Here is a 26,737-nt window from a genome sequence, read left to right as displayed (position 1 = left end):
GGGGATGTGCGGCTGCCCTGCCCCCGGGCCTACCCAACCCGGGCGCATCAAGCGCCCTACGAGGCTCCTCCATCCACGCTTGCGGAATGCACAACCGCCTGCTCCACAACGTCCCGTGTCAGCGTGGGCACAAAGCTCTGGATGAAGCTGTAGGCATACCCGCGCAGCCAGGCGCCGCGCCGCAGGCCCAGGCGGGTGAGATTGACCTCGAACAGATGGCCCGCGTCGATGAGCCGCAGGTGGCGGTCGCGCTCTTCATCGACCGCGATGGACGCGACGATGCCCACGCCCATGTCCAGCTCCACATAGGTCTTGATCACGTCAGCGTCCATGGCGGTGAGCACGATGTCGGGCGCAATGCCCTCCCGCGCAAAGGCCTCGTCGATGTGCGCACGGCCGGTGTAGCCCAGCTCGTAGGTGATGATGGGATATTGCGCCAATTGCTCCAGCGTCACCGGGCCGGGCAGGTCGAGCAGCCGGTGGCCCGGGGGCACCACGATGCTGTGCGTCCAGCGGTAGCACGGCAGGGTGACCAGGGCATCGTAGCCGGCCAGCGCCTCGGTGGCCACGCCGATGTCGGCCTCGCCGGACAACAGCATCTCTGCCACCTGGCGGGGCGAGCCCTGGTGCAGGTGCAGCGACACCTGCGGGAACAACGCCCGAAAGTCGCGCACCACCTGGGGCAGCGCATAGCGCGCCTGCGAGTGCGTGGCCGCCACCGACAGGCGCCCCTGCGCGCTGTCGCTGAAGTCCTGGCCGGCACGCCTGAGGTTGTCGGCCTCCAGCAGCAGGCGCTCGACTGTGGGCAACAGCACTTCGCCAGGCGGGGTCAGACCCGTGAGGCGCTTGCCCGCCCGCACAAAAATCTCCACGCCCAGCTCTTCCTCCAGCTCGCGGATCTGGCGGCTCACCCCGGGCTGCGAGGTGTGCAGGATGTGTGCCACTTCGGTCAGGTTGAAGCCCCGCCGCACGGTTTCGCGCACAGAGCGCAGTTGCTGAAAGTTCATGGATGAAAAGCCGGTCTCACAATGTCGATGTGACTGCCACCGCGCGGGACCGTGTTGGCGACGGCCCCATGCGTTCCGTAGCCAGACAGCCCGTAGCGCAGGGGCCTGTAAATACTATGTTTTTGATAGCATCAAGCGCATATTTCACTAGCGCATCAGTCACTTTTCTTTGGTTTTTTGCCCGTACGGGCCTTACATGCCCCGCTGGGACAGGTCGGGCACATAGCGGTCGGCCTGGATGTCGGGCGACAGCCCGTGGGTGATGACCTCGTCGGTGATGGGCAGGAACTGCGCATTCCACTGCTCCCACGCCGTGCGCAATCGTTCGAACACTTCAGGGTGTTTGTCGCGCAGGTTGGCGCGCTCCAGCGTGTCGGCTTCCACGTCGAACAGAAACTCGTTGTCGTTGATGCGCAGGTACTTGACGCGCCCCTCGCGCACCGCCCGCTGGCGCTGCGACTTGTAACGCCAGAACAGCGTGCGCGGGTGCGCAGGCGCATGGCCCTCCAGCACGGGCAGGATGCTCTCGCCGTCGGGCGGGTAGTCGGCATGGGGCGCCACGCCCGCAGCGGCCAGCAGCGTGGGCAGCCAGTCCATGGTGGCGGTGACCTGGTCGCTCACCTGCGGTGCAATGCGCGCAGGCCAGCGCAGCAGCGTGGGCACGCGGATGCCGCCTTCGAGCAGCTCGGTCTTCTGGCCGGTGAAGGGCCAGGTCTTGGAAAAGCGCTCGCCGCCGTTGTCGCTGGTGAACACCACGATGGTGTTGTCGGCCAGGCCTTGTGCCTTGAGTGCATCCAGCACCTGGCCCACCGCCTTGTCGAGCGAGCGCACCATGCGCGCATAGGTGGCCAGGTTGCCGCCGTCGTAGTGAAACAGATCCTTCAGGCCCAGCGATATTTCTTCGTCCTCCGGCCCCACCCAGGGCCAATGGGGCGCGGTGAAGTGCAGCGACAGAAAGAACGGCTTGGCCGCGCTGCGCTCGCCGATCCAGCGCTCGGCCTCGTCGGCCAGCAGCTGGGTGTAGTAGCCCACGCGCTCCACCGGCACCTCGCCTTCGTACAAATCGCGCGCCACGGCATCGCCCACGCCGGGCTTGTGCGTGAAGTAGTCGATGGCACCGCCATAGTTGCCAAAGAAGCGGTCGTAGCCACTCTTGAGCGGGCCGAACGTGGGCAGGCTGCCCAGGTGCCACTTGCCAATCAGCGCCGTGTCATAGCCTGCATCGCGCAGCAACGATGGCAGCGTGGGGTGCTCCGGCGGCAGGCCGTGCACATGGGCCTTGCGCACCAGGGGTTCCTCCAGCCCGCCGCGCAGCCGGTACTGGTAGCGCCCGGTGATCAGCGCAAACCGCGTGGCCGAGCACACAGCCGAGTTGGCATAAGCCTGGGTAAAGCGCACGCCCTCGCCCGCCAGCGCATCGAGGTGCGGCGTGGTGAAGTCGGCCTGGCCGTACACGCTCAGGTCGGCCCAGCCCAGGTCGTCGGCCAGGATAAAGACGATGTTGGGCGCCTGGGTGGAAGCGGAGGCGGCCACATTGGTGGTGATGCTCATGCAGCCCCCTTGGCCTTGCCGGCGGCATCGGTCTCGCGCCACTGCTTGTCGAGCTTGAGGTCCTTGACGGCCTGCTGCACGAAGGCGGGCTGGAACCAGGCCTTCACGTCAAACGTCTGGCGGATCAGCCCCAGCTTGACGCCGTCATCCAGCACGCCCTGGTAACCAGCGATGAAGCCCTCGTCGAGCAGCGGCGAATATCGGGCGTTTAGGTTGTCGCCTGCCAGCTCCTCGCGGAACGAAAGCTCGGGGTTGCCGCTGTTGTCGGCGTAGAGCTTGATGAGCGCCTCGCGGTTGCCCTCTTGCGAAGACCAGTGGGCGGCGCGCACCAGTTGGGTCACCAAGCGCTGCGTGAGCTGCGGGTTTTGCGCGGCGAAATCCTCGGTGGCCAGGATGCCGGAGTTGATCGTGTAGTCTGGCCCCCGGCCCTTGGTGCTCAGCGCAATCTGTGCGCCCTGCGCCTTGAGCAGGAACAGGTCCGAGCCGCCAAACGTGGCATCGATCTGCCCGGCCACCACAGCGGCCTTGGACGTGGGCCAGTCCATGTTGATGAGCTTCACGTCCTTTTCGGTCAGGCCCGCAGTGGCCAGCAGGTTGTCGAAGGTGCGCTGGTAGGCGGTGCCCTTGAGCACCGTGACCTTCTTGCCCTTGAGGTCGGCCACGGTCTTGATGCTCACGCCCGGCGCGGTGGCCAAGTAGCTGTTGCTGCCCCGGCCGGTGGCTGCGATGAAGCGGGTGGGCAGGCCACGCGCCCGGCCAATGACGGCGGCCAGGTCGCCCAGAGAGACGATGTCGAGCTGCTTGGCCGACAGCGCCTCGTGCACGGCCGGGCCTGCGCCGCGAAAGAAGTTCCACTCGATCTTGATGCCGTCCTTGGCAAATTCATCTTCCAGCCACTTGTTGGCCTGCAGCACCGCAAACACGCTGCCGCCCGGCGAGGGCTTGCCGGCCGTACCCAGGTCAGGCGAGCCAATGCGGATGACCTTGGCGGGCGACTGTGCGCGCAGCACCATGGGGGCAGCCAATGCGGCAGCGCCAGCAATCAGCACCGAACGGCGTGTGGAGAAAGCGAGGGGGTTTTGTTGTGTCATGGGAATCTCGGGGATCGGTAAAAGGGGAACAGACAATCAAACGGCAAATTGCCACTGCGCGGCAGGCGCCAGCTGCTCGCCGCGCTTGAGCGGCGGCTCGGCCAGATCGGCCGCCGGGTGGCCGGAGAACTCGCGCAGCACGCTGTCCTTGATGGCGGTGAACGCGTGCGAGGTGCGCTCGCGCGGATGGGGCAGCCCCACCGGCACGGTGCGGCGGATGCGGCCGGGGCGCGGCTCCATCACCACCACGCGGTCACCCAGGTACACGGCCTCTTCCACGTCATGGGTCACCAGGATCATGGTGATGCCCTCCTGCTGCCAGATGCGGTGCAGCTCCTGCTGCAGGTGGGCACGGGTCATGGCGTCGAGTGCGCCAAAGGGTTCGTCCAGCAGCAGGATGTCGGGCCGGTTGACCAGCGCCCGCGCAATGGCCACGCGCTGCGACATGCCGCCAGAGAGCTGGTGCGGGTAGGCCGTCTCAAAACCTTGCAGCCCCACCAGCGCAATGTGCTCGCGCACGGTGGCGCGCTGCTGGCCTTCGGTCAGGCTGGAGTTGAGCAGGCCCAGCGCCACGTTCTTCTCGACCGTGAGCCAGGGGAACAAGCGGTGCTCCTGGAACACGATGCCCCGGTTGAGGCTGGTGCCCACAATGCGCTGGCCGTTGAGCAGGATCTCGCCCTGGTAATCGCCCTCCAGGCCAATCACCAGCCGCAGCAGCGTGGACTTGCCGCAGCCGCTCGAGCCCACGATGCTCACGAACTCGCCGGGCTCGATGGTGAGGTGGATGTCCTGCAGCACGGGCAGGGCTTCGCCCTTGACCTCGTACTGCTTGTTCAGGCCGCGAATGGCCAGGGTACCGGCGTGTGCCATGTTGATTTCCTTGTGTTCGTATGCGTATGCGTATGCGATGCGTCAGCAGCATCAGTACCTGGCGATCGTGCGATCACGCCAGGCCAGCAGGCGCTTTTCCAATGCGGCCAGCAGCGCGTTCAGTACAAAGCCCACCAGGCCCACCACCACCACGCCAAACAGCACCAGGTCCATCCAGAAATGCTCGCGCCCATCGATCAGCGTGTTGCCAATGCCCTTGCCCGAGGCCAGCAGGTATTCGGCCCCCAGCGTGGCCAGCCAGCTGTAGATGAGCGAGAGCTGGATGCCGGTGAACAGTGAGGGCGCGGCGGCAGGCGCCACCACACGGCGCAACGTTTGCCACACGCTGAACTCGTACACGCGGGCCACCTCCAGGTACTCACGCGGCACGCTGCGCAGGCCCTCCAGCGTGTTGAGCACCACCGGAAAGAACGCCGCCATGGCCACAAACGCTACCTTGGCGGTATCGCCCAGGCCAAACCACATCGACAGCATCGGAATCCACGCAAACAGCGAGATCTGCTTGAGCGTGTGGAACGTAGGCCCCACCAGCCGCTCGGCCCAGCGCGACCAGCCCAGCAGCGCACCCACCGCCAGCCCGATGCCGGAGCCAATGCCGAACCCCCAGGCCATGCGCCACAGGCTGGCCGACAAGGCCACCCACAGTTCGCCGCTGACAACCTGGCCCACACCGCGCTGCCATACGGCCAATGGCGATACCAGCAGGGGCGAATCGGACGTTCCCGAAGCCACCACCGCCCACCAAACCGCCAGGATCAGCACGGGCAGCACCCAGCCCCGCAGGCGTGCGGGCACTTTTTGGAACACGTTGCGTTGCACGTTCACAGAAGACATTGGCACACCCCGTTCACAAACCCGGCTTGCGCCAGCGCAGCAGCCAGGCCTCGGACACGGCCAGCAGCTTGTCGATCACAAACCCCACGATGCCCACGGCCAGCACGGCGGCCAGCACCACGTCCAGCTGAAAGAGCTGGCGGCCATAGACGATGAGGAACCCAATGCCCTCCGATGACGCCAGCAGCTCCACCACCACCAGCGCCAGCCAGGCATGCGTGAGGCCATAGCGCACGCCGTTCCAGATGGGCGCCGTAGCCGCCGGAAACACCACCCTGCGCAGCATCTGCCAGCGAGTGAAGCCATACACACGCGCCACCTCCACCAGCCGGTTGGGCACGTTCTGAATGCCCTGGCAGGTGTTGATGGCCACCGGCACCAGGGCCGCCTTGGCGATCAGCAGAAACTTGAGCCCCTCGTCAATGCCCACCACCAGGATCAGCAGCGGCAGCCAGCCGATCACCGGCACCTGGCTGAAGGCCTTGAACAATGGGAAGAAGTAGTCACGGAATGTCGGCGACAGGCCCATGGCACCGCCCAGCACCAGGCCCAGCGACAGGCCGATGCCAAAGCCCGCAAACACGCGGACCATGCTGATGCGCAGGTGGTCCCACAACTCTCCGCTGGCCAGCAGCTCGCCAAACACCTTGAACACGGCGGCGGGCGGGGGCAGCACCTGCTCGGGCACCCAGCCCCACACGGCGGAGAGCTGCCACAGCGCCAGCACGGCCAGCGGAAAGGGCCAGGCCCAGAGCGAACGCCTCGCCCAAGTCCAGGCAGCGTTTTGCCTTGCCGCTGCGGGGCGGCGTGTGGGGGCATCCGGCAGCGCGTCCAGCGGGCTCACGGGGCTGCCTGGCCCGGCCGCGTTCAGTGCGGGTATCGCCATCTCTTGCATTTCCTTTGTGGGTGGTGGAGCTGCTACCACCTGGGGTGAGCGCAGAGCCATCGATAACAACCAAAAGAAATGTAAAAGACGTTTGTTATAAAAATAAATGGTTAATACTCATATGCAATGACAAAGATGTTTGGGGCATGAGCAGCGACGCCTGCGTTATGAGGTTGCCTCGGCGCAGGCACAAAAAACCCGCCGCGCACAAGGTGCGGGCGGGTTGCAACGAGCGGTGGTGAGCGGCTTTTCCGGGCTTGGACACCGTGGTTCGGATTGGAGACCTGCATCAAGGGGCGGCGACCAGATCCCCGTTGGCGCCATACACGGGCCAGTAGCTCTCCAGCTTCAGCTCCTTGAGTGCAGCGTTCAGATAGCGGCGGTCAAACCAGCTATCGATCTCTGGCTTCTTGCGGATGAGTTTGAGCTTGTGGGCCTCGTCGGCCGCGTCCTTGTAGCGCGCCACCAGAAAGGGGTCGAGCAGTGGCGACAGGCGCACGCGCAGCGGCTGGCCAATGAAGTCTTCGCGCCACACCTTCTCGGCGTACTCGGCCTTGCCCCACTGCGCAAACAGTTCGGCACGGCGGTTTTCGTCGGAATATTTATGGGCGTACAGCACCACCGTCTTGACCACGCGCTCCACCGCCTTGGGGTGGCGGGCGGCGAAGTCGTCGGTCACCAGCAGCGCCGTCTGGCGGGTGTACTTGTAGGAATCTTCTGCAGCCGACCACACCACCTTGGCCAGGCCCTGGTCACGCAGCTTGAAAAAACCCACATAGCCAAATGCGGCGTCGATGTCCTTGCTGACCAACGCCGCCTCAGCGCTGGGCAAATCCAGATTGAGCAGTTTCACATCGCGCTCGCTCAGACCCTTGTCGGCCAGCGCGCGCACGGCTGCCAGATGCAGGTTGGTGCCCTTGAACACGGCCACCTTGCGGCCCTTGAGGTCTTCCAGGCGGCGGATGTTGGAGTCGGGCGGCACCGCAAGGTAGAGCCCGCCGCGCACGCCACTGCCCAGAATGATCTTGGTCTTCACGTCACTGGCCCGGTGCACGATAGAGGGCAGGTCGCCCTGCCACGCAAAGTCCAGTTGCTTGTTGACCAGTGCCTCATTGACGGCCGGGCCTGCGCCCTTGAAGAAGGTCCATTGCACATTCACACCGTCCTTCTTGAACTCTTCTTCCAGCCCGCCATCGGTGTAGGCCAGCGCGGCCGAGGTGCCACCATGGCGCACCGGGTCGCTGCCCACACCGCCGGTGGCGATGCCGATGCGGATCACCTTCAGGGGATCTTGCGCCTGTGCGGCTGCGCTACCCGCCCACAGGCCCAGGGCCACCGCCGCGCAGGCTGTCGAGGCAGCCGCCCAGAGCGCTGTTTTCCATTGCGTTTTTTTCATCTGTCGACCCTTCGTGCCTGTTGTTTTGCCTGTTGTCGTTCCGGTGTGCGTGCGCAATGTGCTGCACACGTCGCCGATCACTCTAGGCAGGCCCTGCGCGTGGGCCAACGACCAAAAACAGATATCCAAATTTGCGGATGGCAGGCCCACGCGCGCCAGTGCAAGGCGCAGTTTTCCGACTATGCATATGCGAACTGCTTCGTTGATGCGCGCACTGCGCGCTGTCCCAATCGTGTGGGAGTTCTCTTTCATCACCCCACCGTTTCAGAAAGCTGCGCCATGTCCAAGATCAACGATTTGCACCCCACGTTCACCCGCTTTGCGGTAGAGCCCTACACCCCCACCATCGGGGCAGTCATCCACGAGCTGGACCTGCGCCAGCCCCTGGACGCCGCCACGCAGGCCGAGCTGCGCCAGGCACTGGCCGTGCATGAGGTGCTGTTCTTCCGCGACCAGCACATCACGCCGCAGCAGCAGGTGGACTTCACCCGCAGCTTTGGCAATGTGGCCGAGGTGAAGGCGTTCTTCCCCCGGCTGGAGAGCCACCCCGAGATCGAGATCGTGGAGAGCACGGCCGAGCGCCCCAAGGCGTCCAACCAATGGCATGCGGACATCACCTGGCGCGAGCAACCGCCGCTGGGCACCAGCCTCTATGCACAGGTGATCCCGGCCAGCGGCGGCGACACGCTGTGGGCCAGCCTCACGGCCGCGTACGCCAGTCTGCCGCCCGCCTTCCAGGCTTACCTGGAAACGCTCACGGCCGTGCACACCTGGGAGATCAGTGGCTGGACGGAGTACCTGCTGCGCAAGGACGCCAGCGGCGAAGAACTGAAGGCCGCCCGCGCCAAGTACCCGCCCGTGGAGCACCCCGTGGTGCGCGTGCACCCCGTCACGGGCAAGAAGATCCTGTACGTGAACCCCACCTTCACCAGCCACATCAAGGGCCTGCACCGCACGCACAGCGATGCGCTGCTGACCCAGCTGTTTGCCCTGCCGCAAGTGGCCGAGTTCCAGGCCCGCCTGCGCTGGGCGCCGGGCACGCTGGCCGTGTGGGACAACCGCTCCACCCAGCACTACGCAGTGGGCGACTTCTTTCCGCAGCACCGCAAGCTGCATCGCATCACTATTACCGAGTAGCCCCCCCTGAGTCGCCTTCGGCGCCATCCCCCTTGGGGAGACGCCCCCTGGCCCGGCAAAGCCGGTTCCACGGGTGCACTGGCCTGGGCCGCGCCAGTGTCGAAGGCCGCGAGCCATCTCCACAAGTTTTGGAATCTCACATGAGCCAACCCGACACATCCAGAAAACTGCGCCTCGGCGCCTTCATCATGGCCACGGGCCACCACGTAGCCGCCTGGCGCCACCCGGGCTCACAGGTCGATTCGGGTGTCAACATCGATCACTACATCGAGGTCACAAAAACCGCCGAACGTGGCCTGTTTGACCAGGTGTTCGTGGCCGACAGCCCCGGCGTGTGGCACAAGGGCGACCGCGAGTCCTTCAGCCGCCAGGGACGCATCTCGCACTTCGAGCCCGTGACGCTGTGGGCAGCGCTGTCGGTCGTCACCAAGCACATCGGCTTTGTGGCCACAGCCTCCACCACCTACGAAGACCCCTACCTGCTGGCGCGCAAGTTTGCGTCGCTGGACCACATCAGCAAGGGCCGGGCCGCCTGGAACGTGGTGACCACTAGCGCCGAAAACGTGCACGGCAACTTTGGCCTGGACACGCACCCGGACCCCGCCACGCGGTACGAGCGCGCCCACGAATTTGTGGACGTGGTCAAGGGGCTGTGGGACAGCTTTGACGACGACGCTCTGGTGCGCGACCAGGCAAGCGGCATCTACTTTGACCCCGACAAGCTGCACGCACTCAACCACGTGGGCAAACACCTCAAGGTGCAAGGGCCGCTCAATATCGAGCGCTCGGTGCAAGGCCACCCAGTGATTGTGCAAGCCGGCTCTTCGGAAGACGGCAAGGAACTGGCCGCCGCGACGGCCGAAGCCATCTTCACCGCCTGGACCAGCCTGGCCGAGGCCCAGGCCTTCTACAAGGATGTGAAGGGTCGCATGGGCAAGTACGGCCGCAGTCCTGAAGAACTGCTGGTGCTTCCCGGCATCTCCCCCGTGATTGGCCGCACCGAGGCAGAAGCCCAGGCCAAGTGGGCCGAGCTGCAGGCCCTGATCCACCCCAGTGTGGGCCTGGCCACTCTCACCCCCTTCTGGCCCGGAGAGGACCTGTCGAAGTGGAACCTCGACGCACCTCCGCCGTACATACCCGAGCCACCCAAGGGCATCAACAGCCGCGCCCACGTGGTGCTGGAGCTGGCACGGCGAGAGAAGTACACCGTGCGTCAGCTGTACGAATACCTCGCCGGTGCACGCGGCCACTGGGTGGTGATCGGTACACCCGAGACCATTGCCGACCGCATGCAGGAATGGTTTGAGAACGGGGCGGCGGACGGCTTCAACGTGATGCCGCCTGTGTTGCCCCAATCACTCAACGAGTTTGTGGACCTGGTGGTGCCTGAACTGCAGCGGCGCGGCCTGTTTCGCACCACCTACGAAGGCACCACCCTGCGGGAAAACCTGGGCCTGGCAAGGCCCGCAAGCCGGTACACAACACTGCTCGCGAAGGCGGCCTAGCCCTCATGCATGGCGAGCCCAATGACCTCGGCAGGGCTGTCCGCAGGGCTCCTTCGTCATGTGCCACCCTGCAGCGCCGCAGGGTTGGGATGGCTCGGCAGGCGCGGCTGGCCTGCCTTGACACGGCGCACGGGCAGATCGGTCGCCAGGCGTTTCAGGGCGGCCCCCCGGGATGCGGACTGAAAGCCGTGCGGTACCACCAGCACGTCCGTGCGGGCTTCATGGAGGATGCGTTGCGCAACGCTCTCGAACAGCCAGTCTGCGCACCGGGACGCGGGATGCTTGCCCACCACGATCAGGTCGGCCCCTGCCCCTTGCTGCGCCACCAGCACCTGCCGCGCCGGGTCGCCCCGGCCGATGGAGGATGAAAGCCGGTTGCGCCGCACATCGTACGAGTCGGTCAGCGTGAACATGCGGTCCTGCGCATGGCGCCTGCACTGCTCGCGGTAGATCTGGATGGCGCGTTCCGACACTTCGGCATAACGCAGCTTGCCCTCATTGGCAGTGCTGACGGCATGGAACAGTTCCACATGTGCGCGGGGGTGGAGCGCCAGGCCCAGCTCCACCAGGCGATGCGAAGCCTGAGAAAAGTCCACCGCCACCATCAGGCTCTGGTAGGGCTGTGCCGCTGCGCTACGCACCACGATCACGGGGCGCTGGCAGGCACGGAGCAACTGGATCGCAGGGTGCGCGCCGAACCAGGCCCGCAACCCGCGCTGCGGGGCCATGCCCCACACCACCAGGTCGTGACCGGCTGCCGCGCGGGCGATATCCGCCACCGTGCAATCCATGCGTGTTCCGGCATGAACAGGAATCTGGTGGCGCTGCCGAATCTGCAGCGCATGGTGCAACAGTCGCACGGCCACGTCGGGTGGCGGCACTTCGCCGGGTTGGGAGAGATACACCAGCTGCAACGCAGCCCGATGCTCTGCGCCCAGCAGCGCCGCACGCGCCAGCGCGTGCCCTCCCTGTTCAGAAAAGTCGGTGACGGCAAGGATGGAACGAGGGGTCATGGGGGTACGTCCTTCTGTGGTGAACAACGCGCACTCCTCCAACGGCTGCCAGTGCGATTGGCGCCGGTCTGGTGAGAAGTGATCTGGTGGTACGGCCCGCAGCGGGCCGGCGTGCAAAGGCGACTAGGTGAGGTAGTCGCCCGTGGCCTCGGGCTGGTACTGGATGCTTTCTATGGTGGCGGAGCACTCTTCGCCATGGGGCGTTTGCCAACGGGCCACGTCCCCGGCCCGCAAGCCCAACAGGCTGATGCCGACCGGCGACAGCACCGAGATGAAGCCCGCCGCAGGCTCGGCGTCCTGCGGGTAGCACAGGGTCAGCACCTGGCGCCGGTGGGTGTGCTGGTCCACCAGCTCCACGCGTGAATTCATGGTGACCACGTCGGCCCGCACGGTGCGCGGGCTGGTGATATCGGCGTTGGCCAGCAGGTCGTCCAGCAAGGGGGCTGGCCGGTTGCCGACCAACTTGGTCAGGCGCGAATAGTCCAGGTCGGTGAGCGTGCGCTCGCCAGGGGTCACAACTGCATGCATACAAAGCACTCCATCGAATGCGGCGGTGCCCCGTGGGGACAAGACGGCCGCTACCGCGCTTGGCTGGTGCCCGGCGGTGGATGGTTGCGCTACAAGGGGATGAGGAGAGAGGGTGCCGCCGGGCTCAGGAATGTGCTGGCGTCAGCTGACGACGCGCGTTCTTCTTGGCCACCGCTCGCGCGCAGGCCGCTGCGCGGGGCAGCACAGCCAGGGCGGCAAAAGGGCAAACCAGAAGGGTCGTCATGGGCCCGAGTGTAGGCAACACGGGCGGTTCTGGGGGCAATAGCCCCAGGGTTCTTGCCAGATACCCGGCGGCTGGGTGGCCGATCTTTGTCGCCACCAGGGGCCACCCAGAGCGTCACGCCAGCTGGGTGGCCCCTGCGCGGCGTACTCAGGCCACTTGCGGCAGGTAGCTGGGTCGCGTGGCTGTCATCGCGAGCTTGACATGCTGTGTGAGCTCATCGGCCAGCACCTCGTCCGCGCCTGCTTCCAGGCCATCCAGCGCGCGCCGAACGATCTGAACCGGGCTGGTCTTGGGCACGTCAAAGCCGCGCGTCAGGTCGGTATCCACGTACGCCATGTGCAGGCCCAGGACATGCGTGTTTTGCGCGGCCAGTTCGTGGCGCAGTGCATTGGTGAGCGACCAGGCCGCAGACTTGCTGGCCGAGTATGCAGCCAGCTCGCCGCCATTCACCCACGACGCCACAGACAGCACGTTGAGCAGCGCCCCGCCTCCGTTGGACTGCAGGACCGGGGCAAAGGCTTTGCTGACACGCAGCACGCCAAAGACATTGGTCTCAAAGATGCGGCGCATGACCTCTTCGCTGTCGGCCGCCAGAAACCCGCCGGGCTGGGCGATGCCCGCGTTGTTGATCACCAAACTCACGTCAGACGCCTGCGCGGCGGCGGCCGCCACCTCTTCGGGGTTGTTGACGTCCAGGCGCAAAGCCTGCACGCCGGGTTGCGGGACGATGGTGGACGGATCGCGCGCGGCGGCGTAGACCTTGCGCGCACCGCGTGCGAGCAGCTCGCGAACAAAGGCCAGGCCAATGCCGCGATTGGCACCGGTGACGAGGACAACAGCGTTTTCGAGCTTCATGGGAATCTCCAGGGTTGGGGTAGGACTGAACAGGGATATGCACGGGCTGTGCAAAGGATGGATATGGAGTGAGGGCTCGATAGGTGCGAGACGGACGCGAGACGGGTGCGAGGCAGCAGTAAGCGAGCAGCTCAGCGCACCTTGACGACGACCTTACCCTTGGCACGGCCGGTTTCCACGTAGGCGATGGCTTCGTTGGTTGCGTCGAAGGAAAACACCTTGTCGATCACCGGGCGGATAGCCCCTGCATCCACCAGACGCGTGATCTCCTGCAGCTGGCTGCCCTGTGCACGCATGAACAGGAACGAGTAGCCAATGCCCAGCACTTGGGCACGGCGCCGGGTACCGGTGCTCAACAGCCGGAACACCATCCGCAAGAAGCCCGACGCATGAAGGGTTTCGCCGAATGCGAGATCGGGCGGGCCCGAGACAGAGACAAGTTGGCCTCCGCGCTTGAGCACGCGCAGGGACTTGGCCAGTGCCTTGCTGTCCTGGCTGTGCAGCACCACGTCATAGTTGCGCAGCACGTTTTCAAAATCTTGCTGGCGGTAGTCGATGACAACGTCCGCGCCCAGGCTTTGAACCAGTGCGGCACTGCCCGCGCCGGCGGTGGTAGCCACGGTGGCGCCCAAGTGCTTGGCCAGCTGGATGGCGATGCTGCCCAGCCCCCCCGACCCCGCCTGGATGAAAACCTTCTGCCCTTTGCTGACCTGGGCCTTCTCCACCAGCGCCTGCCATGCCGTCAAGCCCACCAGCGGGATCGACGCTGCCTCTTCCATGGTCAGGCTGCGGGGCTTGAAGGCCAGCGAAGATTCCTTGACCGCAATCAGCTCCGCAAAGCTGCCGATGTGAAAGTCGTCCGCCCGGGCATAGACCTCGTCCCCCGGCTTGAACTGCCGCACGCGCGGCCCTACCCGCACCACCACGCCCGCCACATCGTGCCCGAGGATGAGCGGCATCTTGTAAGGCAGCAGGAGCTTGAACTCACCATCTCGGATCTTGGCGTCGAGCGGGTTGACGCCCGCTGCATGGACCTCCACCAGCACCTCATCGTCGCGCAGGGAGGGAGCAGGAACATCGGCAGGCCGGAGTACGCCCTTTTTGGCATAGCGATCCAGAACAAAGGCTTTCATGGGGTTTCCTTTGCTGCAAGGGATTGCATGGCTGCACAGCAATGCCACGCGGACTGGCGAGGCTCCACCAAAAACGCCGTCCCTCCATGACGCACCAGATGCTGTGCAGGGCTTGGGCCGTTATTTCGCATGATAAACATCATATGTAATGATAAAAAAATGCGTGCCATCGCACGATCAAGAAGAGGCTGGGTGTGAATCCGCGTTATGCCGTTTCCGCCGGCAACAGGTGCTTGAGCGCGGCTTCGCGCAGGCTGTCGGACAGCGCGGCGTCGTCCACAGCACGGGCAAGCACGAGCGCTCCCACCATGGTGGACAAGGTGACAAGCGCTTGCTCATGCGTTTCTGGCTGGCCCCACTGGGGTGACTGGCGCGCAATCAGATCGACCATTTCCTTGATGTGCCGGGTGGAGACGCGTCGCACCTCAGGGGACTGGCGCGAGGTTTCGGAGCCCAACGAGGCCAGAGGGCAACCCGTTTCGATGCTCTCGACATGTTCGCGCGAAAGGTAGGCCTTGAGCACGGTTGCCATCGCCTGCGAGGCGGGCTCCCCCGCCACAGCGCCCGCCACCGTCGCCACAGACTGAGCGCACGCCTGTGTTGCCGCTTCGGCCAGCATGGCCTCGCGAGACTCGAAGTGCGCATAGAAGGCGCCATGCGTCAGGCCTGCTTCCTTCATGATGTCCGCAACCCCGGTGCCATGGTAGCCCTGGCGACGGATCGCCCGCGCCGCCACCGACACGATGCGCTCATGGGTCGCTTCTTTGGCGGCGGCTCGGGCATTGGGCTGTCTATTTCGCATGATGTTTATCATACATAAATCCACCATCCAGTGCAACGGCGCTTCGTCCACGGGGTTACAGACACGCCCGTGCATCGCCCCCCCAAAAAAAACAGGCCCCTGTGGGGCCTGGAATACGAGCAGCGCCATCAACAGGCACGTGGTGGATGGTCAAAAAGAAGGCGGGCTGCGGCTGTCTTGATGAGCCCCCAGCCCTCCCCTCATGCGATGCGACCGTTTCCAAACGAGCTATTCGCCCGTCGCAGTCTTCGTCCAAAGCACCGCAGGCCCCCGCACGCAGCAGGTCGCTTCAACCGCCCGCTTTGCGCGCAATTCAGCCGCAATACCCACGATGGCTGAGCGCCGTGCTCCATCACAGCTTGGCGATGGACACCTCCGTGGACTTGACCAGTGCGACCACATCGGAACCCACGACCAGGCCCAGGTCGTCCACCGAACGGGTGGTGATGACGGAGGTGACGATGCCCCAGGGGGTTTCGACATCGACCTCGGAGACGACATCGCCGCGAATGATCTCGCGCACTTTGCCCTTGAACTGGTTGCGTACGTTGATGGCTTGAATGGACATGGGGTTCTCCTTGAATAGTCCGTTGAAAAATGAAAACAGTGGTTGAGAGAAACAGAAAAATCACACCGCCCAGCGCAGGCCATGCGCTGGCACACCTGGCCATGGCGCCTCGTGTGCGGGGTCGCCATCGGGCTTTTGCAGCACGCGGTCCAGGATGCGTTTTTCGATGGCAGCAAACGCGGCGTCACCGTGCGAACGGGGGCGTGGCAGGTCGATGCGCTGGTCCAGCGCGATCTGGCCGTCTTCGATCAGGATCACGCGGTCGGCCAGGGCCACGGCCTCTTGCACGTCGTGGGTGACCAGCAATGCCGTAAAGCCGCTGGTGCGCCACAGGCCTTCAATGAGGCGGTGCATCTCGATGCGGGTCAGTGCATCGAGCGCACCAAGGGGTTCGTCCAGGAGCAGCAGGCGCGGGTTGTGGACCAGTGCACGCGCCAGGGCCACGCGCTGGCGCTGGCCGCCCGACAGGCGTGCCGGCCATTCGCCCAGCCGGTCGCCCAGGCCCACGCGCGCCAGCACATCAGCCGCGGCGCCGCGCCGCTCGGGCGGCAGGCCCAGCGCCACGTTGTCAGCCACGCGCTTCCAGGGCAAGAGGCGCGAGTCCTGGAACATGATGCGGGTGTCACCGCTCAGGCCGGTGATGTCCTGGCCGTCCAGGCGGATCGCACCGCCAGAGACTGACTCCAGGCCCGCCACCAGACGCAGCAGCGTGCTCTTGCCGCAGCCACTGCGGCCCACAATCGCAACGAACTGGCCGGGTTCAATCGTGAGTTCGGTCTTCTTGAGGACATCGCGCGTGCCGTAGCGCTTGTCCACACTGCGCACTTCCAGGCGCACGCCCTGCGCTGTGTTGGGATCGTTCTGGCTCATGGCATCAGGCTCCGGGTTTGAAGAGAGGCACATCGAGGGCATTCACGCGCCTGGGCAGCAGCTTCTCGGCCAAAAAGGCATCCGCAATGCGCTGTTGCTCGGCAAGGGCTGTGGGCACCACGGCGCGCACCTCATAGCTGCGGCGGCTATTGGCCAGCTCGATCACGCCCGCATCCAGCCCCCACACCGGTGCCAGCAGCGCGGCTGCGTCCTTGGGACTTTGCTTGACCCAGGCACCGGCCTTCTGCAGCTCGTGGAAGAACACACCGAGTACATCGGGTCGGGCCTTGGCATAGGGAGTCCCGGCCAGGTAATAGCGCTGGTAAGACGCCAGATCACGCCCGTCGGCCAGCACCCTTACCGCCGACTGCTTTTGCACGGCGGCCAGGAACGGGTCCCACACCACCCAGGCGTCAATGGCGCCACGCTCGAAGGCTGCGCGGCCGTCGGCCGGCGTGAGGTAGGCGGGCTCGATGTCCTTGAACGTCAGGCCGGACTTCTCCAGCGCTGCAATCAGCAAGAAGTGCACGCCCGCCGCCTTGGCAAAACCGATCTTCTTGCCCTTGAGGTCGGCCACGGTCTTGATGGGTGAATCGGCACGCACCACGATGGCCTGGGCGGCGGGCGATGGCGATTCCTGCGCCACGAAGGTCAGGTTGGCGCCGGCTGCCTGGGCGAAGACGGGCACGGTGTCGGCCACGTCGGCACTGACATCGATGTTGCCCAGGTTCAGGGCTTCGAGCAAAGGCAGGCCACTGGTGAACTCGTGCCACGAGACCTTGACGTTCAGCGGTGCCAGCAATTGCTCCAGCGTGCCCCGTGTTCGCAGGATGGTGGTGAGCGTGGATGATTTCTGCAAACCAATGCGCAAGGTCTCCGGCTTGCCTTGCGCCGCAGCCAGGCCACTGGACAGGGCCGCAAGGGCACCGAGCACGGTGCGCCGATGAATCAGGAAAGGAAGGGTCATGGTCGTGATGAATGCGTTGTAGGAATGTCGGAGTCAGGGCCCCGCAGCTCAAGCCGTCTGGTAGCCGGGGTGCCAGCGCAACCAGTAGCGCTCCAGCCCCTTGGCAAACACGTCAGCCAGCTTGCCCAGCAACGCGTACAGCAAGATGCCCACGAGCACGATGTCGGTCTGCAGGAACTCACGCGCATTCATCGTGAGGTAGCCAATACCCGCCTGTGCCGAAATGGTCTCTGCCACGATGAGGATCACCCACATCAGACCAAGCGAGAAGCGCAGTCCCACCAGGATGCTCGACAAGGCGCCGGGCAGAATGATCTGGCGGTAGAGCTGCCAGCGCCCCAGTCCGTAGGTGCGGCCCATCTCAATCAAGCCCGGGTCCACATTGCGGATGCCGTGGAAGGTGTTGAGATAGATCGGGAAGAACACCGACACGCTGATGAGGAACAGCTTGGCCGACTCGTCGATGCCGAACCACAAGATCACCAGCGGAATCAGCGCCAGCGCAGGGATGTTGCGCACCATCTGGATGGTGGAGTCGAGCAGCGTCTCGAACAGCTTGACCGAGCCGGTGAGCAGGCCCAGCAGCAATCCCAGCCCGCCCCCGATGGCCAGACCCGCCAGCGCCCGGCCTGCGCTGACCTTGACGTGGGTCCACAGCTCGCCGGACAGGGTCAACGTCCAGGCTGCCTTCACCACCTCCAGCGGCGCAGGCAACACGCGGGTGGACAGCCAGCCCGAAGAAGAGGCGATCTGCCACAACACGATGAGCCCTACAGGCACGGCCCAGGGCAGCAGACGCTGCGCCAAGTTGGCAAAAAAGCGGACCAGCGACGCTGGGAGCAAAGGCCCTTCGAGCGGGAGATCGACGGAGTCCGCCACAGGCGATATCTGCAGCTCTCGGGTGGTCTGTGTCATGGTGTGATGTCTTGTTCGTTATCGGGCTCCAGGAACTCCAACTGGTTACCCGCCGGGTCCTTGACGTAAAAGCGCAGGTAGCCGGGCAGCGCGCGGTTTTCCACCAGCGGCAGCTCGGCCTGCAGCAGGCGGTGGCGCAGCGCGGGCAGGTCCTGCACCTCGAAGGCCAGGTGCGACACCGCAGGCGCCGGTTGCCAGTGCTCGGTAGGCACCAGATCGATGCGCTGGGTGCCCGCAGCAAACCGCAGCGTGTTACCGGCCTGCAAGCGCACCTCCGGCAGGCCCAGCAGGCTGGCGTAAAAGCGCCGGATGGGCGCCTCGGCCCCAGCCGGGAAGGCCAGTTGCACGTGGTTGATGGACTGGATGCTCATGGCATATCTCCTGCGGTGCCGGTTCAGCTTTGCGACGCACGGGGCACAAAGTCATTGGCCACGGTCTCGCCGAACGGCCCCAGTGGGTTGCCGCCAGAGAGCTTCTCGCGCGCGCCCACGGGCAGCAACGGGAACACCAGCTCGGCAAACCGGTAAGCCTCTTCCAGGTGCGGATAGCCCGAGAGCACAAAGGTGTCCAGCCCCAGCGCCGCGTATTCCTCGATGCGCGCCGCCACCGTTTCCGGATCACCCACCAGCGCCGTGCCCGCACCACCACGCACCAGGCCCACACCAGCCCACAGGTTGGGGCTGATCTCCAGGTCGGCGCGGCTGCGCTTGACGCCACCCGCATGCAGCTGCGCCATGCGGCGCTGGCCTTCGGAATCCATGCGTGAGAACACCGCCTGGGCACGCGCCACGGTCACGTCGTCCACATGGCTGATGAGTTCTTCTGCAGCGGCCCAGGCCTGGTCTTCGGTTTCGCGCACGATGACGTGCAGGCGGATGCCAAACTTGACCGTGCGGCCCCGCTTTGCAGCGCGGGCGCGCACGTCGGCCACCTTCTTGGCCACTTCGGCGGGTGGTTCACCCCAGGTCAGATAGGTCTCCACCTGCTCGGCCGCCAGGTCGTGGGCGGCGTCGGACGACCCACCGAAGTACACCGGTGGGTGCGGCTGCTGCAAGGGCGGAAACAGCAGCTTTGCGCCCTTCACCGTGAGGTGCTTGCCCTCATAGTCGAGGCTTTCGCCCTGGTGGCTGCGCGTGAGGATTTCGCGCCAGATGCGGATGAACTCGGCCGACTGCTCGTAGCGCGTGGCGTGGTCCAGAAACACGCCGTCGCCCTCCAGCTCGGCCTGGTCGCCCCCAGTCACCAGGTTGATGAGCAGTCGCCCACCCGAGAGCCGGTCGAACGTGGCCGCCATGCGTGCAGCCAGTGCGGGCTGGTGCAGGCCGGGGCGCACCGCCACCAGGAACTTGAGCTTCCTGGTCACGGCAAGCAGGCTGGACGCAACCACCCACGGGTCTTCGCAGGAGCGGCCGGTGGGGATCAGAACGCCCTCGTAGCCCAGGCTGTCAGCGGCAACCGCCACCTGCTGGAGGTAGTCATGGCTGAGCTGGCGTGCGCCTTTGGCGGTGCCAAGGTAGCGGCTGTCGCCGTGGGTGGGAATGAACCAGAAGATTTGCATGGGACAGGTCTCTTCAAAACGGGATCTCAACGAGGTCCGAACGAAATCAGTAGGAGATGGCAAAGCCGAACTGGGGCGGGCGCAAGACCGCGCGCCGCTGCTGACCGTCCAGCCCCCAGGCGGTGGCCGTGACGCACAGAACGCGTCGCAGCTGGGCGTGCAACGGGAAAGGCATGGGCGCAGGCATGGCAAGCTCCTTGGAACGTGTTTGTGGTCTGGGTGGTGGGGTTACAGCAGATCGACCGGCGCGGCGTGCAGCAGGTTGAGCTTTTTGGGGATCAGCTTCAGGTCGAAGAAGGTGTCGGCAATGCCTTGCTGCTCAGCCAGGATCTCGCGCGTGACCGGGGCGGTGCCGAACTGCGCGCGGTTCAGGTACAGCTCGGTGATGGACTTGTCCAGCCCCAGAACGGCAGAGAGCTCTGCGGCTGCAGCCGCCTTGTTCTTGGACGCCCAGGTGTCAATCGCGTTGACCTCTTCGATCGCAATGCGCAACACATCGGTGTTCTTGGTCGCGAAGTCGCGCGAGGTGAAGTAGTAGGCACGGTTGTTGACCACTCCCGTGGCGTCGGCCAGCAGGCGGGCATCCAGCGTCTTCTGGGCGGCAGCGAGGAACGGGTCCCAGATGATCCAGGCATCGACTGCGCCCTTTTCAAACGCGGCGCGCGCGTCGGCTGGGGCCAGGAAGACAGACTGCACGTCGCCGTATTTCAGACCATTCTTCTCCAGCAGCTTGACCAGGAAATACTGCACGTTGGAGCCCTTGTTGTAGGCCACGCGTTTGCCCTTGAGGTCGGCCACGCTGCGGATCGGGGAGTCCTTGGGCACGATCACGGCCTCCAGCGCTGGGCGCGGCACCGTGGCGCCCGCATAGACCAGCGGCGCGCCAGCGGCCTGGGCGAAGATGGGCGGGGCTTCGCCCACGTCGCCAAAGTCGATGGAGCCGACGTTGAGCGCTTCGAGTTGCACGGGGCCGGCGTTGAACTCGGTCCAGGTGACCTTCACGCCCAGCGGGGCCAGTCGCTTTTCAAGCGTGCCACGGCCCTTGAGGATGGAAAGCCAGCCTTTTTGGTGGCCCACGCGCAGCACGCGGCCGGGCGCAGTCGTTTGTGCAAGGGCCGGGGCCCCCGTGACGCCGAGAGCGGCGGCGGCCAGACCGGTGAGCAGCGCCTGGCGGCGATGAAGAGAGAAATGTGTCGTCATAGTGATGGTTTGTTTCTAGAAAAATGGGGCGGCAAAAAGAGGCCAAAACCGCGGGAATTCAGCCCGCGACAGGCACCACCGGCATGAGCAAGAAGGCACCGATGACCACGAGCGAGGCCACCACCAGCAAGGCAATACCCAGCCAGCGCAGGGCGTCGCGCAAACCCAGGGGTCGGTCTTCAAGGACCGATGGAGCCTGTGGCTGTGCGGACAGAGGGATTGCGTCACCGGACATGAACAGCACCTTTTTTTGTACAAGCAGGCAACAGCCCACCCTGCCTGCGCTCAGCGGGCATTACCAGGAAAACAATGGAAAGGAGGAAGGCGGGCGGAGCGTGGGCGCCTGCGGCCAGGGCCGCAGGCGCGTGGTCCGTCAGACGCTACATCGCACTTGCGAGAAATGCACGGGCGCGAACCGTGTGGCCTGGGCGGGCGATGGGCGAAGGGTTTCGGTGACCAGCACGTTCACCGCGTCATCCAGTCGGGCGGCAATGTCGGCCTGCACGTGGTAGGTGCCCTCGGGCGTCAGCGTGACCTGGGCGTCGGTGGCGTAGATGCCGGGCAGGATGCTCTTGGCACCCAGCGACTGCAGCACGGGGCGCAGCGCATAGTCCAGCGCCAGCATGTGGTGCGGGCTGCCGCCCGTGGCCAGGGGCAGCACGGTCTTGCCCTTGAGAGCTGTCTGCGGCAACAAATCCAGAAACACTTTGAGCACACCGCTGTACGCCGCCTTGTAGACGGGCGTAGCCACCACCAGCACGCTGGCATCTGCCACCTGGTCAATCGCCTTCACCACGGTGGGATGGCCAAAATCGGCCAGCAACAGCGCCTGGGGCGACAGGTCGCGGATATGGATGCGATCCACCAGCGCGCCGCGCACCGACAGGCGCTGGGCCACGGCGTCGAGCAAGGCGGCGGAGCGGGAGCGCTCTGAAGGGCTGCCAGCGATGAGCAAGGCGGACATGGTGTTGGTTCCTTTGTTACTACTGTTTTGATAGCTACCAGCGCATGACGGACTAGCGCTTGAGCTTGTTTTTCTTATAAAAAGGACAAACAACGCCCCGCCCGGCCCGTTGGGGCCAGGGTTCTTCCATGGAGGCTGGAGCATCGCCCCAGCCACCTTCGGGGCGGTTGGGCCTGCTTACTTGCGCGTGTAGATCTGATCGAAACTCGCGTTGTCCGCAAAGTGGTCCTTGGCAGCCTTGTCCCAGCCACCAAACGCGTCGTTGATGGTGAACAGGTTCAGCTTGGGGAACTGCTTGGCGTACTTGGCCTTGGCCTTGTCAGAGACTGCGGGGCGGTAAAAATGTTTGCCCGCAATGTCCTGGCCTTCTTCGGTGTACAGGTACTGCAGATAGGCCTCGGCCACGGCACGCGTGCCCTTCTTGTCCACGTTCTTGTCCACCACCGACACGGCGGGCTCGGCCAGGATGGAGATGGACGGCGCGATCACGTCGAACTTGGTGCCGAATTCCTTTTCGAGCAGGTAGGCCTCGTTCTCCCACGCAATCAGCACGTCGCCCTGGTTGCGCTGCGCAAACGTGATGGTAGAGCCGCGTGCGCCGGTGTCGAGCACGGGCACGTTGCCGTACAGCTTGGCCACGAAGTCCTTGGCCTTGGCGTCGCCACCGTACTTGCGCTTGGCAAATTCCCAAGCTGCCAGGTAGTTCCAGCGCGCACCGCCCGAGGTCTTGGGGTTGGGTGTGATCACTTTCACATCGGGGCGCACCAAGTCGTCCCAGTCTTTGATGCCCTTGGGGTTGCCCTGGCGCACCACCAGCACGATGGTGGAGGTGTAGGGCGAGCTGTTGTGCGGCAGGCGCTTTTGCCAGTCTTTCGGGATCCAGCCTCCGTTGGTGTGCAGCGCATCGGTGTCGCCCGCCAGCGCCAGGGTGGCCACGTCGGCGTCCAGCCCGTCGATGATGGAGCGCGCCTGCTTGCCCGAGCCGCCGTGGCTTTGCTTGATGGTCACGTCCTGGCCGGTCTTGGCCTTCCAGTGTTTGGCAAAGGCCTGGTTGAACTCCACGTACAGCTCGCGGGTCGGGTCGTACGACACATTGAGCAGCGTCACAGACTGTGCAAACGACGGCAATGCCGTCAGGGCCAAACTGCTCACCAGGGCAGCGGCGAAGGGAAACTTGATAAAGTCGCGGCGAAAGTTCATGGAAGGGCCTCTTTTTGTGAATGTGTTGCGGTGCAAATCACCGATGGAACGCATTCTGGAAGGCCCTCTTCAAAACTGGAACTACTGAGATTTCAGTTCTTAATATCCAAATCATCTGAGCGAAGCTTTTTTTCGCTCGCCCCACACCAAGGACATCCCATGGCACGCACCGTTCAATGCATCAAGCTCGGCAAGGAAGCCGAAGGCCTCGACTTTCCGCCCTACCCTGGCGAGCTGGGCAAGCGAATCTGGGAAAGCGTGAGCAAGGAAGCCTGGGCCGGCTGGCTCAAGCACCAGACCATGCTGGTCAATGAAAACCGCCTGAACCTGGCCGATGCCCGCGCCCGCCAGTACCTGGCACGCCAGATGGAAAACCACTTTTTTGGTGGCGGCGCAGACGCCGCGGCGGGCTACGTCCCGCCCAGCGCGTAACGGAGCGACGCGAAGTGCAGCGCTGCAAAAAAGTGGTTTCGCCAAAACCATTTCTTTGGCGGCGGCGCAGACGCCGCGGCGGGATACGTCCCGCCCAGTGCGTAACGTAGTGAAGCACTGCGAGAAATGATTTCGCCAATACCACTTCTTTGGCAGCGACGCAGACGCTGCAGCGGGATATGTCCCGCCCGGCGCGTGACGCAGCGCAACGCACCCTGGAGCGGTTCGCGGTAAAAACCGCCTTCCCTTTCCAACAGGCCGGCGCCACGCTGGCCTTTTGCCGTCCACATGACTGAACCCATCGAGTGGCTGCCGGATGGCACCCCCTACAGCCCCCGCTTCGGCGACCGCTACCACAGCGAAAACGGCGGCCTCACCCAGGCCCGCCGCGTGTTTTTGCACGGCTGTGGCCTGCCCGAGGCCTGGGCGGGGCAATCGCAGTGGCGCATTCTGGAGACCGGGTTTGGCTTTGGCCTGAATTTCCTGGTGACCTGGGCCGCCTGGCGGGCTGACCCGCAGCGCCCCACGCTGCTGCATTTCGTATCGACCGAAGCCTGGCCTGTGAGTGCAGCCGACCTGCTGCGCGCCACCGCGGTCCACCCTGAGCTGGCGCCGCTGGCTGAGGCATTGCACCGCCAGTGGTGGGGCCTGCTGCCGGGCGTGCACCGCCTGCGTTTTGATGAAGGCCGGGTGCTGCTCACCCTGTATGTGGGCGACACCCAGGCAATGCTGCGCCAGCAGAACCTGACGGTGGACTCCATCTACCTCGACGGCTTCAGCCCCCAGCGCAACCCCGAAAGCTGGGACCGGCACACTCTGAAGGCCGTGGCGCGCTCTTGCCGTCGCGGTACGCAACTCGCCACCTGGACCATCGCACGCGCCGTGCGCGATGCCCTGGCGCAATGCGGCTTTGAAGTGACCCGCGTGCCCGGCGTGCCGCCCAAACGCGACAACCTGCATGCCACCTTCAACCCGCGCTGGGAGCCCCGCACCCCGCGCCAGCCCGGTGCGACACCGGAACCCTCTCTGCCCGGCCCCTGCATCGTGATCGGTGGCGGCATTGCAGGTGCCGCCGCCGCCGCCAGCCTGGCCCGACGCGGCTGGCAGGTCACTGTGCTGGACCAGGCCGCCGAACCCGCCGCAGGCGCGTCCGCCCTGCCCGCCGGGGTCTTCGCGCCCCATGTGTCGCCCGACGACAGTGTGCTGTCGCGCCTGTCGCGCAGCGGCATCCGCTCCACGCTGGAGCAGGCCCGCTGGTTGCTGAACGAGGGGGTGGACTGGGCGCATTGCGGCGTGCTGGAGCACCGCACTGACGGCAGCCCCGGCCTGTCACCCGATTGGACACAAGGGCCGGGTGCCGCCTGGAGCGAGCCTGCCCCCCCCGCTGCCCTGGCTGCTGCCCAGTTACCGCCCGACGCAACCGCCTGCTGGCACCACCAGGCGGGCTGGGTGCGCCCGGCGCGCCTGGCCAGGGCCTTGCTGGGCCAACCTGGCATCCAATGGCGGGGAAATTGCGCGGTGGCCCAGCTGCGGCGCATGGAGACACCCGCCACGACGCACAGTCCGGACATCACCACGTGGCAAGTGATCGATGCCCACGGCCAGGTGCTGGCCGAGGCGCCCACCGTGGTCATTGCCGCAGGCGCCGGCAGCGCGGCGCTGCTGAACCATCGCTGGCCCCTGCAGCCGGTGCGCGGGCAGGTGTCGTGGGGCCAACATGCCGACACGGCAACGCCGCTGCGACCATCGATTCCGTTCCCAGCCAACGGCAATGGCAACCTGGTGCCCCGGTTCCCGCTGGGCGATCAAGCCGATGGCGATCAAGGCTGGGTGATGGGCTCGACGTTCGAACGCGATGTGCAGACCCTGCCGCCCAGCACAGCCGACATCCACACCGCCCATGCCACCAACTGGGCCAAGCTGCAGAGCCTGCTGCCCGGCATCGCGCCCCAGCTGGAGCCTTTGTTCACCCAGGCGCTGGCTATGTCGGCGCCTCAGCCCGCCCCGGGCGAGCCCCCCGCCCTGCGCACCTGGGCCGCCGTGCGCTGCACCGCGCCCGACAGGCTACCTCTCGTGGGCCCGGTGGACGCGGCCCACCTGCCGGGCCTGTGGGCAAGCACGGCCATGGGCGCACGGGGGTTGACACTGGCGCTGTTGTGCGGCGAACTGCTGGCCGCCCGAGTGCAGGGCGAGCCGCTGCCGCTGGATGCGCGGCTGGCCAAGGCGCTGGGCACCGAGCGCCTGCCGTAACACCCTCTCGGCAAGTGGGTGGCCAGCGGCCGCCACCCCGCCAGCCCGCGCCAAGCCTTGCTTATAAACAAATAAGCATATTGGCAGAGCAAAACAATAGTTTGCATCCATAAGAAGCCCCTCTACATTCGCCGCCATGCATGAATTGGCGTTTGTTTTTGCGGGCTTTGCCGTCGGGCTCATCGTTGGCCTGACCGGTGTGGGCGGCGGCTCGCTCATGACGCCGATCCTGATCTTCTTCTTCGGCATCAAGCCCCACATGGCGGTCGGCACCGACCTGCTGTTCGCGGCTTTCACCAAAATGGGCGGCACCGTGAGCCTGGCCCGCCAACGGCTGGTGCCCTGGAAGGTGGTGGGCCAGTTGTGCGCCGGCAGCATTCCGGCGGCGCTGCTGGCGCTGTGGGCGCTGAAAGTCCTGGGGCCCGCCAGCGGCACGGCACAGGCCATCATGACCACAACGCTGGGCTTTGCCCTGCTGCTCACGGCGGCGGCGACGCTCTACAAGGTGGTGGCGTTTTCTGCCCAGCGCCAGGCGGCCGAAGCCGCTGCCCGCAAAAGCCACACCGGAGACCCCACCCGCCCCCGCCACTGGAGCCTGCCCGTGTTGCTGGGCGCCGTGATTGGCACGCTGGTGACCTTTACCTCGGTGGGCGCGGGCGCCATCGGCGTCACGGTGCTGCTGCTGGTGTACCCCATGCTGCCGCTGCCGCGCATCATCGGTGCCGACATTGCCTACGCCGTGCCTTTGACCTTGGTGGCAGGGTTGGGTCATGCATCCCTGGGCTCGGTGGATTGGCCTTTGCTTGCACAATTGCTGGCTGGCTCGCTGCCGGGCATCTGGCTGGGCTCTCGCCTCGTCGCCCGTACCCCTGAGCGCCTGATTCGCTCCGCCTTGTCCATTCTGCTGGCCTGGGCAGGCTTCAAACTGATTCTGATCTGA

General features: G+C 65.3%; 28 protein-coding genes. 5 read left to right on the top strand and 23 right to left on the bottom strand.

The window, feature by feature from the left end:
• Nucleotides 1-56: 56 nt before the first annotated feature.
• The 7 genes from N4G42_RS10425 to N4G42_RS10395 all read right to left on the bottom strand — a co-directional run bounded on the left by N4G42_RS10425 (nucleotide 57) and on the right by N4G42_RS10395 (nucleotide 7,656).
• Entirely contained in the window at nucleotides 57-1,007 is a 951-nt protein-coding gene (locus tag N4G42_RS10425; protein WP_056067492.1) for a CysB family HTH-type transcriptional regulator, read from the bottom strand.
• A 192-nt stretch (nucleotides 1,008-1,199) separates the two neighbouring features.
• Nucleotides 1,200-2,558, bottom strand: coding sequence for a sulfatase (locus N4G42_RS10420; RefSeq protein WP_260667080.1), 1,359 nt, complete (start codon nucleotides 2,556-2,558; stop codon nucleotides 1,200-1,202).
• Nucleotides 2,555-3,649: an ABC transporter substrate-binding protein gene (locus N4G42_RS10415; protein WP_260667079.1), complete on the bottom strand. Its 1,095-nt coding sequence runs from the start codon at nucleotides 3,647-3,649 to the stop codon at nucleotides 2,555-2,557. Before N4G42_RS10415 ends, N4G42_RS10420 begins: the two co-directional genes overlap by 4 nt.
• Before the next feature lie 36 nt (nucleotides 3,650-3,685).
• A complete protein-coding gene (locus N4G42_RS10410) occupies nucleotides 3,686-4,519 on the bottom strand; it encodes an ABC transporter ATP-binding protein (RefSeq protein WP_116749602.1) in 834 nt (277 codons plus the stop codon).
• Nucleotides 4,520-4,570: 51 nt separating this feature from the next.
• The gene (locus N4G42_RS10405) at nucleotides 4,571-5,374 is read right to left on the bottom strand and encodes an ABC transporter permease (RefSeq protein ID WP_260667077.1); all 804 of its coding nucleotides are present in this window, start codon (nucleotides 5,372-5,374) and stop codon (nucleotides 4,571-4,573) included.
• 13 nt (nucleotides 5,375-5,387) lie between these two features.
• Complete coding sequence (locus N4G42_RS10400; protein ID WP_409557815.1) at nucleotides 5,388-6,269, bottom strand: ABC transporter permease; 882 nt, start codon at nucleotides 6,267-6,269, stop codon at nucleotides 5,388-5,390.
• Between the two features lie 280 nt (nucleotides 6,270-6,549).
• A complete protein-coding gene (locus tag N4G42_RS10395; protein WP_260667075.1) occupies nucleotides 6,550-7,656 on the bottom strand; it encodes an ABC transporter substrate-binding protein in 1,107 nt (368 codons plus the stop codon).
• A gap of 279 nt (nucleotides 7,657-7,935) precedes the next feature.
• Between N4G42_RS10395 and N4G42_RS10390 the strand changes: the two genes are divergently transcribed.
• Nucleotides 7,936-8,793: a TauD/TfdA dioxygenase family protein gene (locus tag N4G42_RS10390; RefSeq protein WP_108497574.1), complete on the top strand. Its 858-nt coding sequence runs from the start codon at nucleotides 7,936-7,938 to the stop codon at nucleotides 8,791-8,793.
• 140 nt (nucleotides 8,794-8,933) lie between these two features.
• Nucleotides 8,934-10,298 (top strand): LLM class flavin-dependent oxidoreductase, encoded by a 1,365-nt coding sequence (locus N4G42_RS10385; protein WP_260667074.1) that lies wholly within the window; start codon nucleotides 8,934-8,936, stop codon nucleotides 10,296-10,298.
• A 56-nt stretch (nucleotides 10,299-10,354) separates the two neighbouring features.
• Here N4G42_RS10385 and N4G42_RS10380 read toward each other — a convergent pair whose 3' ends face one another.
• The 16 genes from N4G42_RS10380 to N4G42_RS10305 all read right to left on the bottom strand — a co-directional run bounded on the left by N4G42_RS10380 (nucleotide 10,355) and on the right by N4G42_RS10305 (nucleotide 23,115).
• Nucleotides 10,355-11,311 carry a universal stress protein gene (locus N4G42_RS10380; protein ID WP_260667073.1) on the bottom strand — a complete coding sequence of 319 codons (957 nt, stop codon included), beginning with the start codon at nucleotides 11,309-11,311 and terminating at the stop codon, nucleotides 10,355-10,357.
• A 123-nt stretch (nucleotides 11,312-11,434) separates the two neighbouring features.
• Nucleotides 11,435-11,839, bottom strand: a complete 405-nt coding sequence (locus N4G42_RS10375; protein ID WP_099729981.1) for a GreA/GreB family elongation factor — start codon at nucleotides 11,837-11,839, stop codon at nucleotides 11,435-11,437.
• A 391-nt stretch (nucleotides 11,840-12,230) separates the two neighbouring features.
• On the bottom strand, nucleotides 12,231-12,938 hold the full coding sequence (locus N4G42_RS10370) for an SDR family oxidoreductase (protein ID WP_260667072.1): 708 nt from the start codon (nucleotides 12,936-12,938) through the stop codon (nucleotides 12,231-12,233).
• Nucleotides 12,939-13,069: 131 nt separating this feature from the next.
• Nucleotides 13,070-14,071, bottom strand: a complete 1,002-nt coding sequence (locus tag N4G42_RS10365) for an NADP-dependent oxidoreductase (RefSeq protein ID WP_260667071.1) — start codon at nucleotides 14,069-14,071, stop codon at nucleotides 13,070-13,072.
• 205 nt (nucleotides 14,072-14,276) lie between these two features.
• Entirely contained in the window at nucleotides 14,277-14,885 is a 609-nt protein-coding gene (locus N4G42_RS10360; protein ID WP_260667070.1) for a TetR/AcrR family transcriptional regulator, read from the bottom strand.
• A 340-nt stretch (nucleotides 14,886-15,225) separates the two neighbouring features.
• Nucleotides 15,226-15,441, bottom strand: a complete 216-nt coding sequence (locus N4G42_RS10355) for a molybdopterin-binding protein (protein ID WP_015013774.1) — start codon at nucleotides 15,439-15,441, stop codon at nucleotides 15,226-15,228.
• A 60-nt stretch (nucleotides 15,442-15,501) separates the two neighbouring features.
• The gene (locus tag N4G42_RS10350) at nucleotides 15,502-16,311 is read right to left on the bottom strand and encodes an ATP-binding cassette domain-containing protein (RefSeq protein WP_121943173.1); all 810 of its coding nucleotides are present in this window, start codon (nucleotides 16,309-16,311) and stop codon (nucleotides 15,502-15,504) included.
• Between the two features lie 4 nt (nucleotides 16,312-16,315).
• Nucleotides 16,316-17,278 (bottom strand): aliphatic sulfonate ABC transporter substrate-binding protein, encoded by a 963-nt coding sequence (locus tag N4G42_RS10345; RefSeq protein ID WP_260667069.1) that lies wholly within the window; start codon nucleotides 17,276-17,278, stop codon nucleotides 16,316-16,318.
• Between the two features lie 48 nt (nucleotides 17,279-17,326).
• Entirely contained in the window at nucleotides 17,327-18,193 is an 867-nt protein-coding gene (gene ssuC / locus N4G42_RS10340; protein ID WP_260667068.1) for an aliphatic sulfonate ABC transporter permease SsuC, read from the bottom strand.
• The gene (locus N4G42_RS10335) at nucleotides 18,190-18,564 is read right to left on the bottom strand and encodes a VOC family protein (RefSeq protein ID WP_056744268.1); all 375 of its coding nucleotides are present in this window, start codon (nucleotides 18,562-18,564) and stop codon (nucleotides 18,190-18,192) included. Before N4G42_RS10335 ends, ssuC begins: the two co-directional genes overlap by 4 nt.
• 23 nt (nucleotides 18,565-18,587) lie before the next feature.
• Complete coding sequence (ssuD, locus tag N4G42_RS10330; RefSeq protein WP_260667067.1) at nucleotides 18,588-19,751, bottom strand: FMNH2-dependent alkanesulfonate monooxygenase; 1,164 nt, start codon at nucleotides 19,749-19,751, stop codon at nucleotides 18,588-18,590.
• Nucleotides 19,752-19,797: 46 nt separating this feature from the next.
• Nucleotides 19,798-19,938 carry a hypothetical protein gene (locus tag N4G42_RS10325; RefSeq protein WP_203422183.1) on the bottom strand — a complete coding sequence of 47 codons (141 nt, stop codon included), beginning with the start codon at nucleotides 19,936-19,938 and terminating at the stop codon, nucleotides 19,798-19,800.
• Nucleotides 19,939-19,979: 41 nt separating this feature from the next.
• The gene (locus tag N4G42_RS10320) at nucleotides 19,980-20,951 is read right to left on the bottom strand and encodes a sulfonate ABC transporter substrate-binding protein (protein ID WP_116749593.1); all 972 of its coding nucleotides are present in this window, start codon (nucleotides 20,949-20,951) and stop codon (nucleotides 19,980-19,982) included.
• A 58-nt stretch (nucleotides 20,952-21,009) separates the two neighbouring features.
• Nucleotides 21,010-21,186 (bottom strand): hypothetical protein, encoded by a 177-nt coding sequence (locus N4G42_RS10315; protein ID WP_158236071.1) that lies wholly within the window; start codon nucleotides 21,184-21,186, stop codon nucleotides 21,010-21,012.
• Nucleotides 21,187-21,324: 138 nt separating this feature from the next.
• Nucleotides 21,325-21,915: an NADPH-dependent FMN reductase gene (gene ssuE, locus N4G42_RS10310; protein ID WP_146869620.1), complete on the bottom strand. Its 591-nt coding sequence runs from the start codon at nucleotides 21,913-21,915 to the stop codon at nucleotides 21,325-21,327.
• A 177-nt stretch (nucleotides 21,916-22,092) separates the two neighbouring features.
• Nucleotides 22,093-23,115, bottom strand: a complete 1,023-nt coding sequence (locus tag N4G42_RS10305; protein WP_056067453.1) for a sulfate ABC transporter substrate-binding protein — start codon at nucleotides 23,113-23,115, stop codon at nucleotides 22,093-22,095.
• Nucleotides 23,116-23,274: 159 nt separating this feature from the next.
• Here N4G42_RS10305 and N4G42_RS10300 point away from each other — a divergent pair, with 159 nt between their 5' ends.
• The 3 genes from N4G42_RS10300 (at nucleotide 23,275) to N4G42_RS10290 (ending at nucleotide 26,737) form a co-directional block, all read left to right on the top strand.
• Nucleotides 23,275-23,547 carry an oxidative damage protection protein gene (locus N4G42_RS10300; protein ID WP_010461281.1) on the top strand — a complete coding sequence of 91 codons (273 nt, stop codon included), beginning with the start codon at nucleotides 23,275-23,277 and terminating at the stop codon, nucleotides 23,545-23,547.
• Nucleotides 23,548-23,835: 288 nt separating this feature from the next.
• Nucleotides 23,836-25,797: an FAD-dependent 5-carboxymethylaminomethyl-2-thiouridine(34) oxidoreductase MnmC gene (gene mnmC / locus N4G42_RS10295; RefSeq protein WP_260667066.1), complete on the top strand. Its 1,962-nt coding sequence runs from the start codon at nucleotides 23,836-23,838 to the stop codon at nucleotides 25,795-25,797.
• A 136-nt stretch (nucleotides 25,798-25,933) separates the two neighbouring features.
• Nucleotides 25,934-26,737 carry a sulfite exporter TauE/SafE family protein gene (locus N4G42_RS10290; RefSeq protein ID WP_056744255.1) on the top strand — a complete coding sequence of 268 codons (804 nt, stop codon included), beginning with the start codon at nucleotides 25,934-25,936 and terminating at the stop codon, nucleotides 26,735-26,737.

The sequence above is a fragment of the Acidovorax sp. K2F genome (assembly GCF_025246485.1).
GTDB lineage: Bacteria > Pseudomonadota > Gammaproteobacteria > Burkholderiales > Burkholderiaceae_C > Acidovorax > Acidovorax delafieldii.
This window is presented reverse-complemented; position numbering and strand designations above follow the sequence as displayed.

What these genes read in the sequence shown, in the direction of transcription:
- N4G42_RS10350 (WP_121943173.1), bottom strand. Translation starts at nt 16,311, where the DNA reads ATGAGCCAGAACGATCCCAACACAGCGCAGGGCGTGCGCCTGGAAGTG.
- mnmC (WP_260667066.1), top strand. Translation starts at nt 23,836, where the DNA reads ATGACTGAACCCATCGAGTGGCTGCCGGATGGCACCCCCTACAGCCCC.
- N4G42_RS10415 (WP_260667079.1), bottom strand. Translation starts at nt 3,649, where the DNA reads ATGACACAACAAAACCCCCTCGCTTTCTCCACACGCCGTTCGGTGCTG.
- N4G42_RS10345 (WP_260667069.1), bottom strand. Translation starts at nt 17,278, where the DNA reads ATGACCCTTCCTTTCCTGATTCATCGGCGCACCGTGCTCGGTGCCCTT.
- N4G42_RS10410 (WP_116749602.1), bottom strand. Translation starts at nt 4,519, where the DNA reads ATGGCACACGCCGGTACCCTGGCCATTCGCGGCCTGAACAAGCAGTAC.
- N4G42_RS10425 (WP_056067492.1), bottom strand. Translation starts at nt 1,007, where the DNA reads ATGAACTTTCAGCAACTGCGCTCTGTGCGCGAAACCGTGCGGCGGGGC.
- N4G42_RS10385 (WP_260667074.1), top strand. Translation starts at nt 8,934, where the DNA reads ATGAGCCAACCCGACACATCCAGAAAACTGCGCCTCGGCGCCTTCATC.
- N4G42_RS10375 (WP_099729981.1), bottom strand. Translation starts at nt 11,839, where the DNA reads ATGCATGCAGTTGTGACCCCTGGCGAGCGCACGCTCACCGACCTGGAC.
- N4G42_RS10380 (WP_260667073.1), bottom strand. Translation starts at nt 11,311, where the DNA reads ATGACCCCTCGTTCCATCCTTGCCGTCACCGACTTTTCTGAACAGGGA.
- ssuC (WP_260667068.1), bottom strand. Translation starts at nt 18,193, where the DNA reads ATGACACAGACCACCCGAGAGCTGCAGATATCGCCTGTGGCGGACTCC.
- N4G42_RS10315 (WP_158236071.1), bottom strand. Translation starts at nt 21,186, where the DNA reads ATGTCCGGTGACGCAATCCCTCTGTCCGCACAGCCACAGGCTCCATCG.
- N4G42_RS10300 (WP_010461281.1), top strand. Translation starts at nt 23,275, where the DNA reads ATGGCACGCACCGTTCAATGCATCAAGCTCGGCAAGGAAGCCGAAGGC.
- N4G42_RS10325 (WP_203422183.1), bottom strand. Translation starts at nt 19,938, where the DNA reads ATGCCTGCGCCCATGCCTTTCCCGTTGCACGCCCAGCTGCGACGCGTT.
- N4G42_RS10355 (WP_015013774.1), bottom strand. Translation starts at nt 15,441, where the DNA reads ATGTCCATTCAAGCCATCAACGTACGCAACCAGTTCAAGGGCAAAGTG.
- ssuD (WP_260667067.1), bottom strand. Translation starts at nt 19,751, where the DNA reads ATGCAAATCTTCTGGTTCATTCCCACCCACGGCGACAGCCGCTACCTT.
- N4G42_RS10390 (WP_108497574.1), top strand. Translation starts at nt 7,936, where the DNA reads ATGTCCAAGATCAACGATTTGCACCCCACGTTCACCCGCTTTGCGGTA.
- ssuE (WP_146869620.1), bottom strand. Translation starts at nt 21,915, where the DNA reads ATGTCCGCCTTGCTCATCGCTGGCAGCCCTTCAGAGCGCTCCCGCTCC.
- N4G42_RS10420 (WP_260667080.1), bottom strand. Translation starts at nt 2,558, where the DNA reads ATGAGCATCACCACCAATGTGGCCGCCTCCGCTTCCACCCAGGCGCCC.
- N4G42_RS10335 (WP_056744268.1), bottom strand. Translation starts at nt 18,564, where the DNA reads ATGAGCATCCAGTCCATCAACCACGTGCAACTGGCCTTCCCGGCTGGG.
- N4G42_RS10320 (WP_116749593.1), bottom strand. Translation starts at nt 20,951, where the DNA reads ATGACGACACATTTCTCTCTTCATCGCCGCCAGGCGCTGCTCACCGGT.
- N4G42_RS10370 (WP_260667072.1), bottom strand. Translation starts at nt 12,938, where the DNA reads ATGAAGCTCGAAAACGCTGTTGTCCTCGTCACCGGTGCCAATCGCGGC.
- N4G42_RS10405 (WP_260667077.1), bottom strand. Translation starts at nt 5,374, where the DNA reads ATGTCTTCTGTGAACGTGCAACGCAACGTGTTCCAAAAAGTGCCCGCA.
- N4G42_RS10395 (WP_260667075.1), bottom strand. Translation starts at nt 7,656, where the DNA reads ATGAAAAAAACGCAATGGAAAACAGCGCTCTGGGCGGCTGCCTCGACA.
- N4G42_RS10360 (WP_260667070.1), bottom strand. Translation starts at nt 14,885, where the DNA reads ATGATAAACATCATGCGAAATAGACAGCCCAATGCCCGAGCCGCCGCC.
- N4G42_RS10365 (WP_260667071.1), bottom strand. Translation starts at nt 14,071, where the DNA reads ATGAAAGCCTTTGTTCTGGATCGCTATGCCAAAAAGGGCGTACTCCGG.
- N4G42_RS10290 (WP_056744255.1), top strand. Translation starts at nt 25,934, where the DNA reads ATGCATGAATTGGCGTTTGTTTTTGCGGGCTTTGCCGTCGGGCTCATC.
- N4G42_RS10400 (WP_409557815.1), bottom strand. Translation starts at nt 6,269, where the DNA reads ATGCAAGAGATGGCGATACCCGCACTGAACGCGGCCGGGCCAGGCAGC.
- N4G42_RS10305 (WP_056067453.1), bottom strand. Translation starts at nt 23,115, where the DNA reads ATGAACTTTCGCCGCGACTTTATCAAGTTTCCCTTCGCCGCTGCCCTG.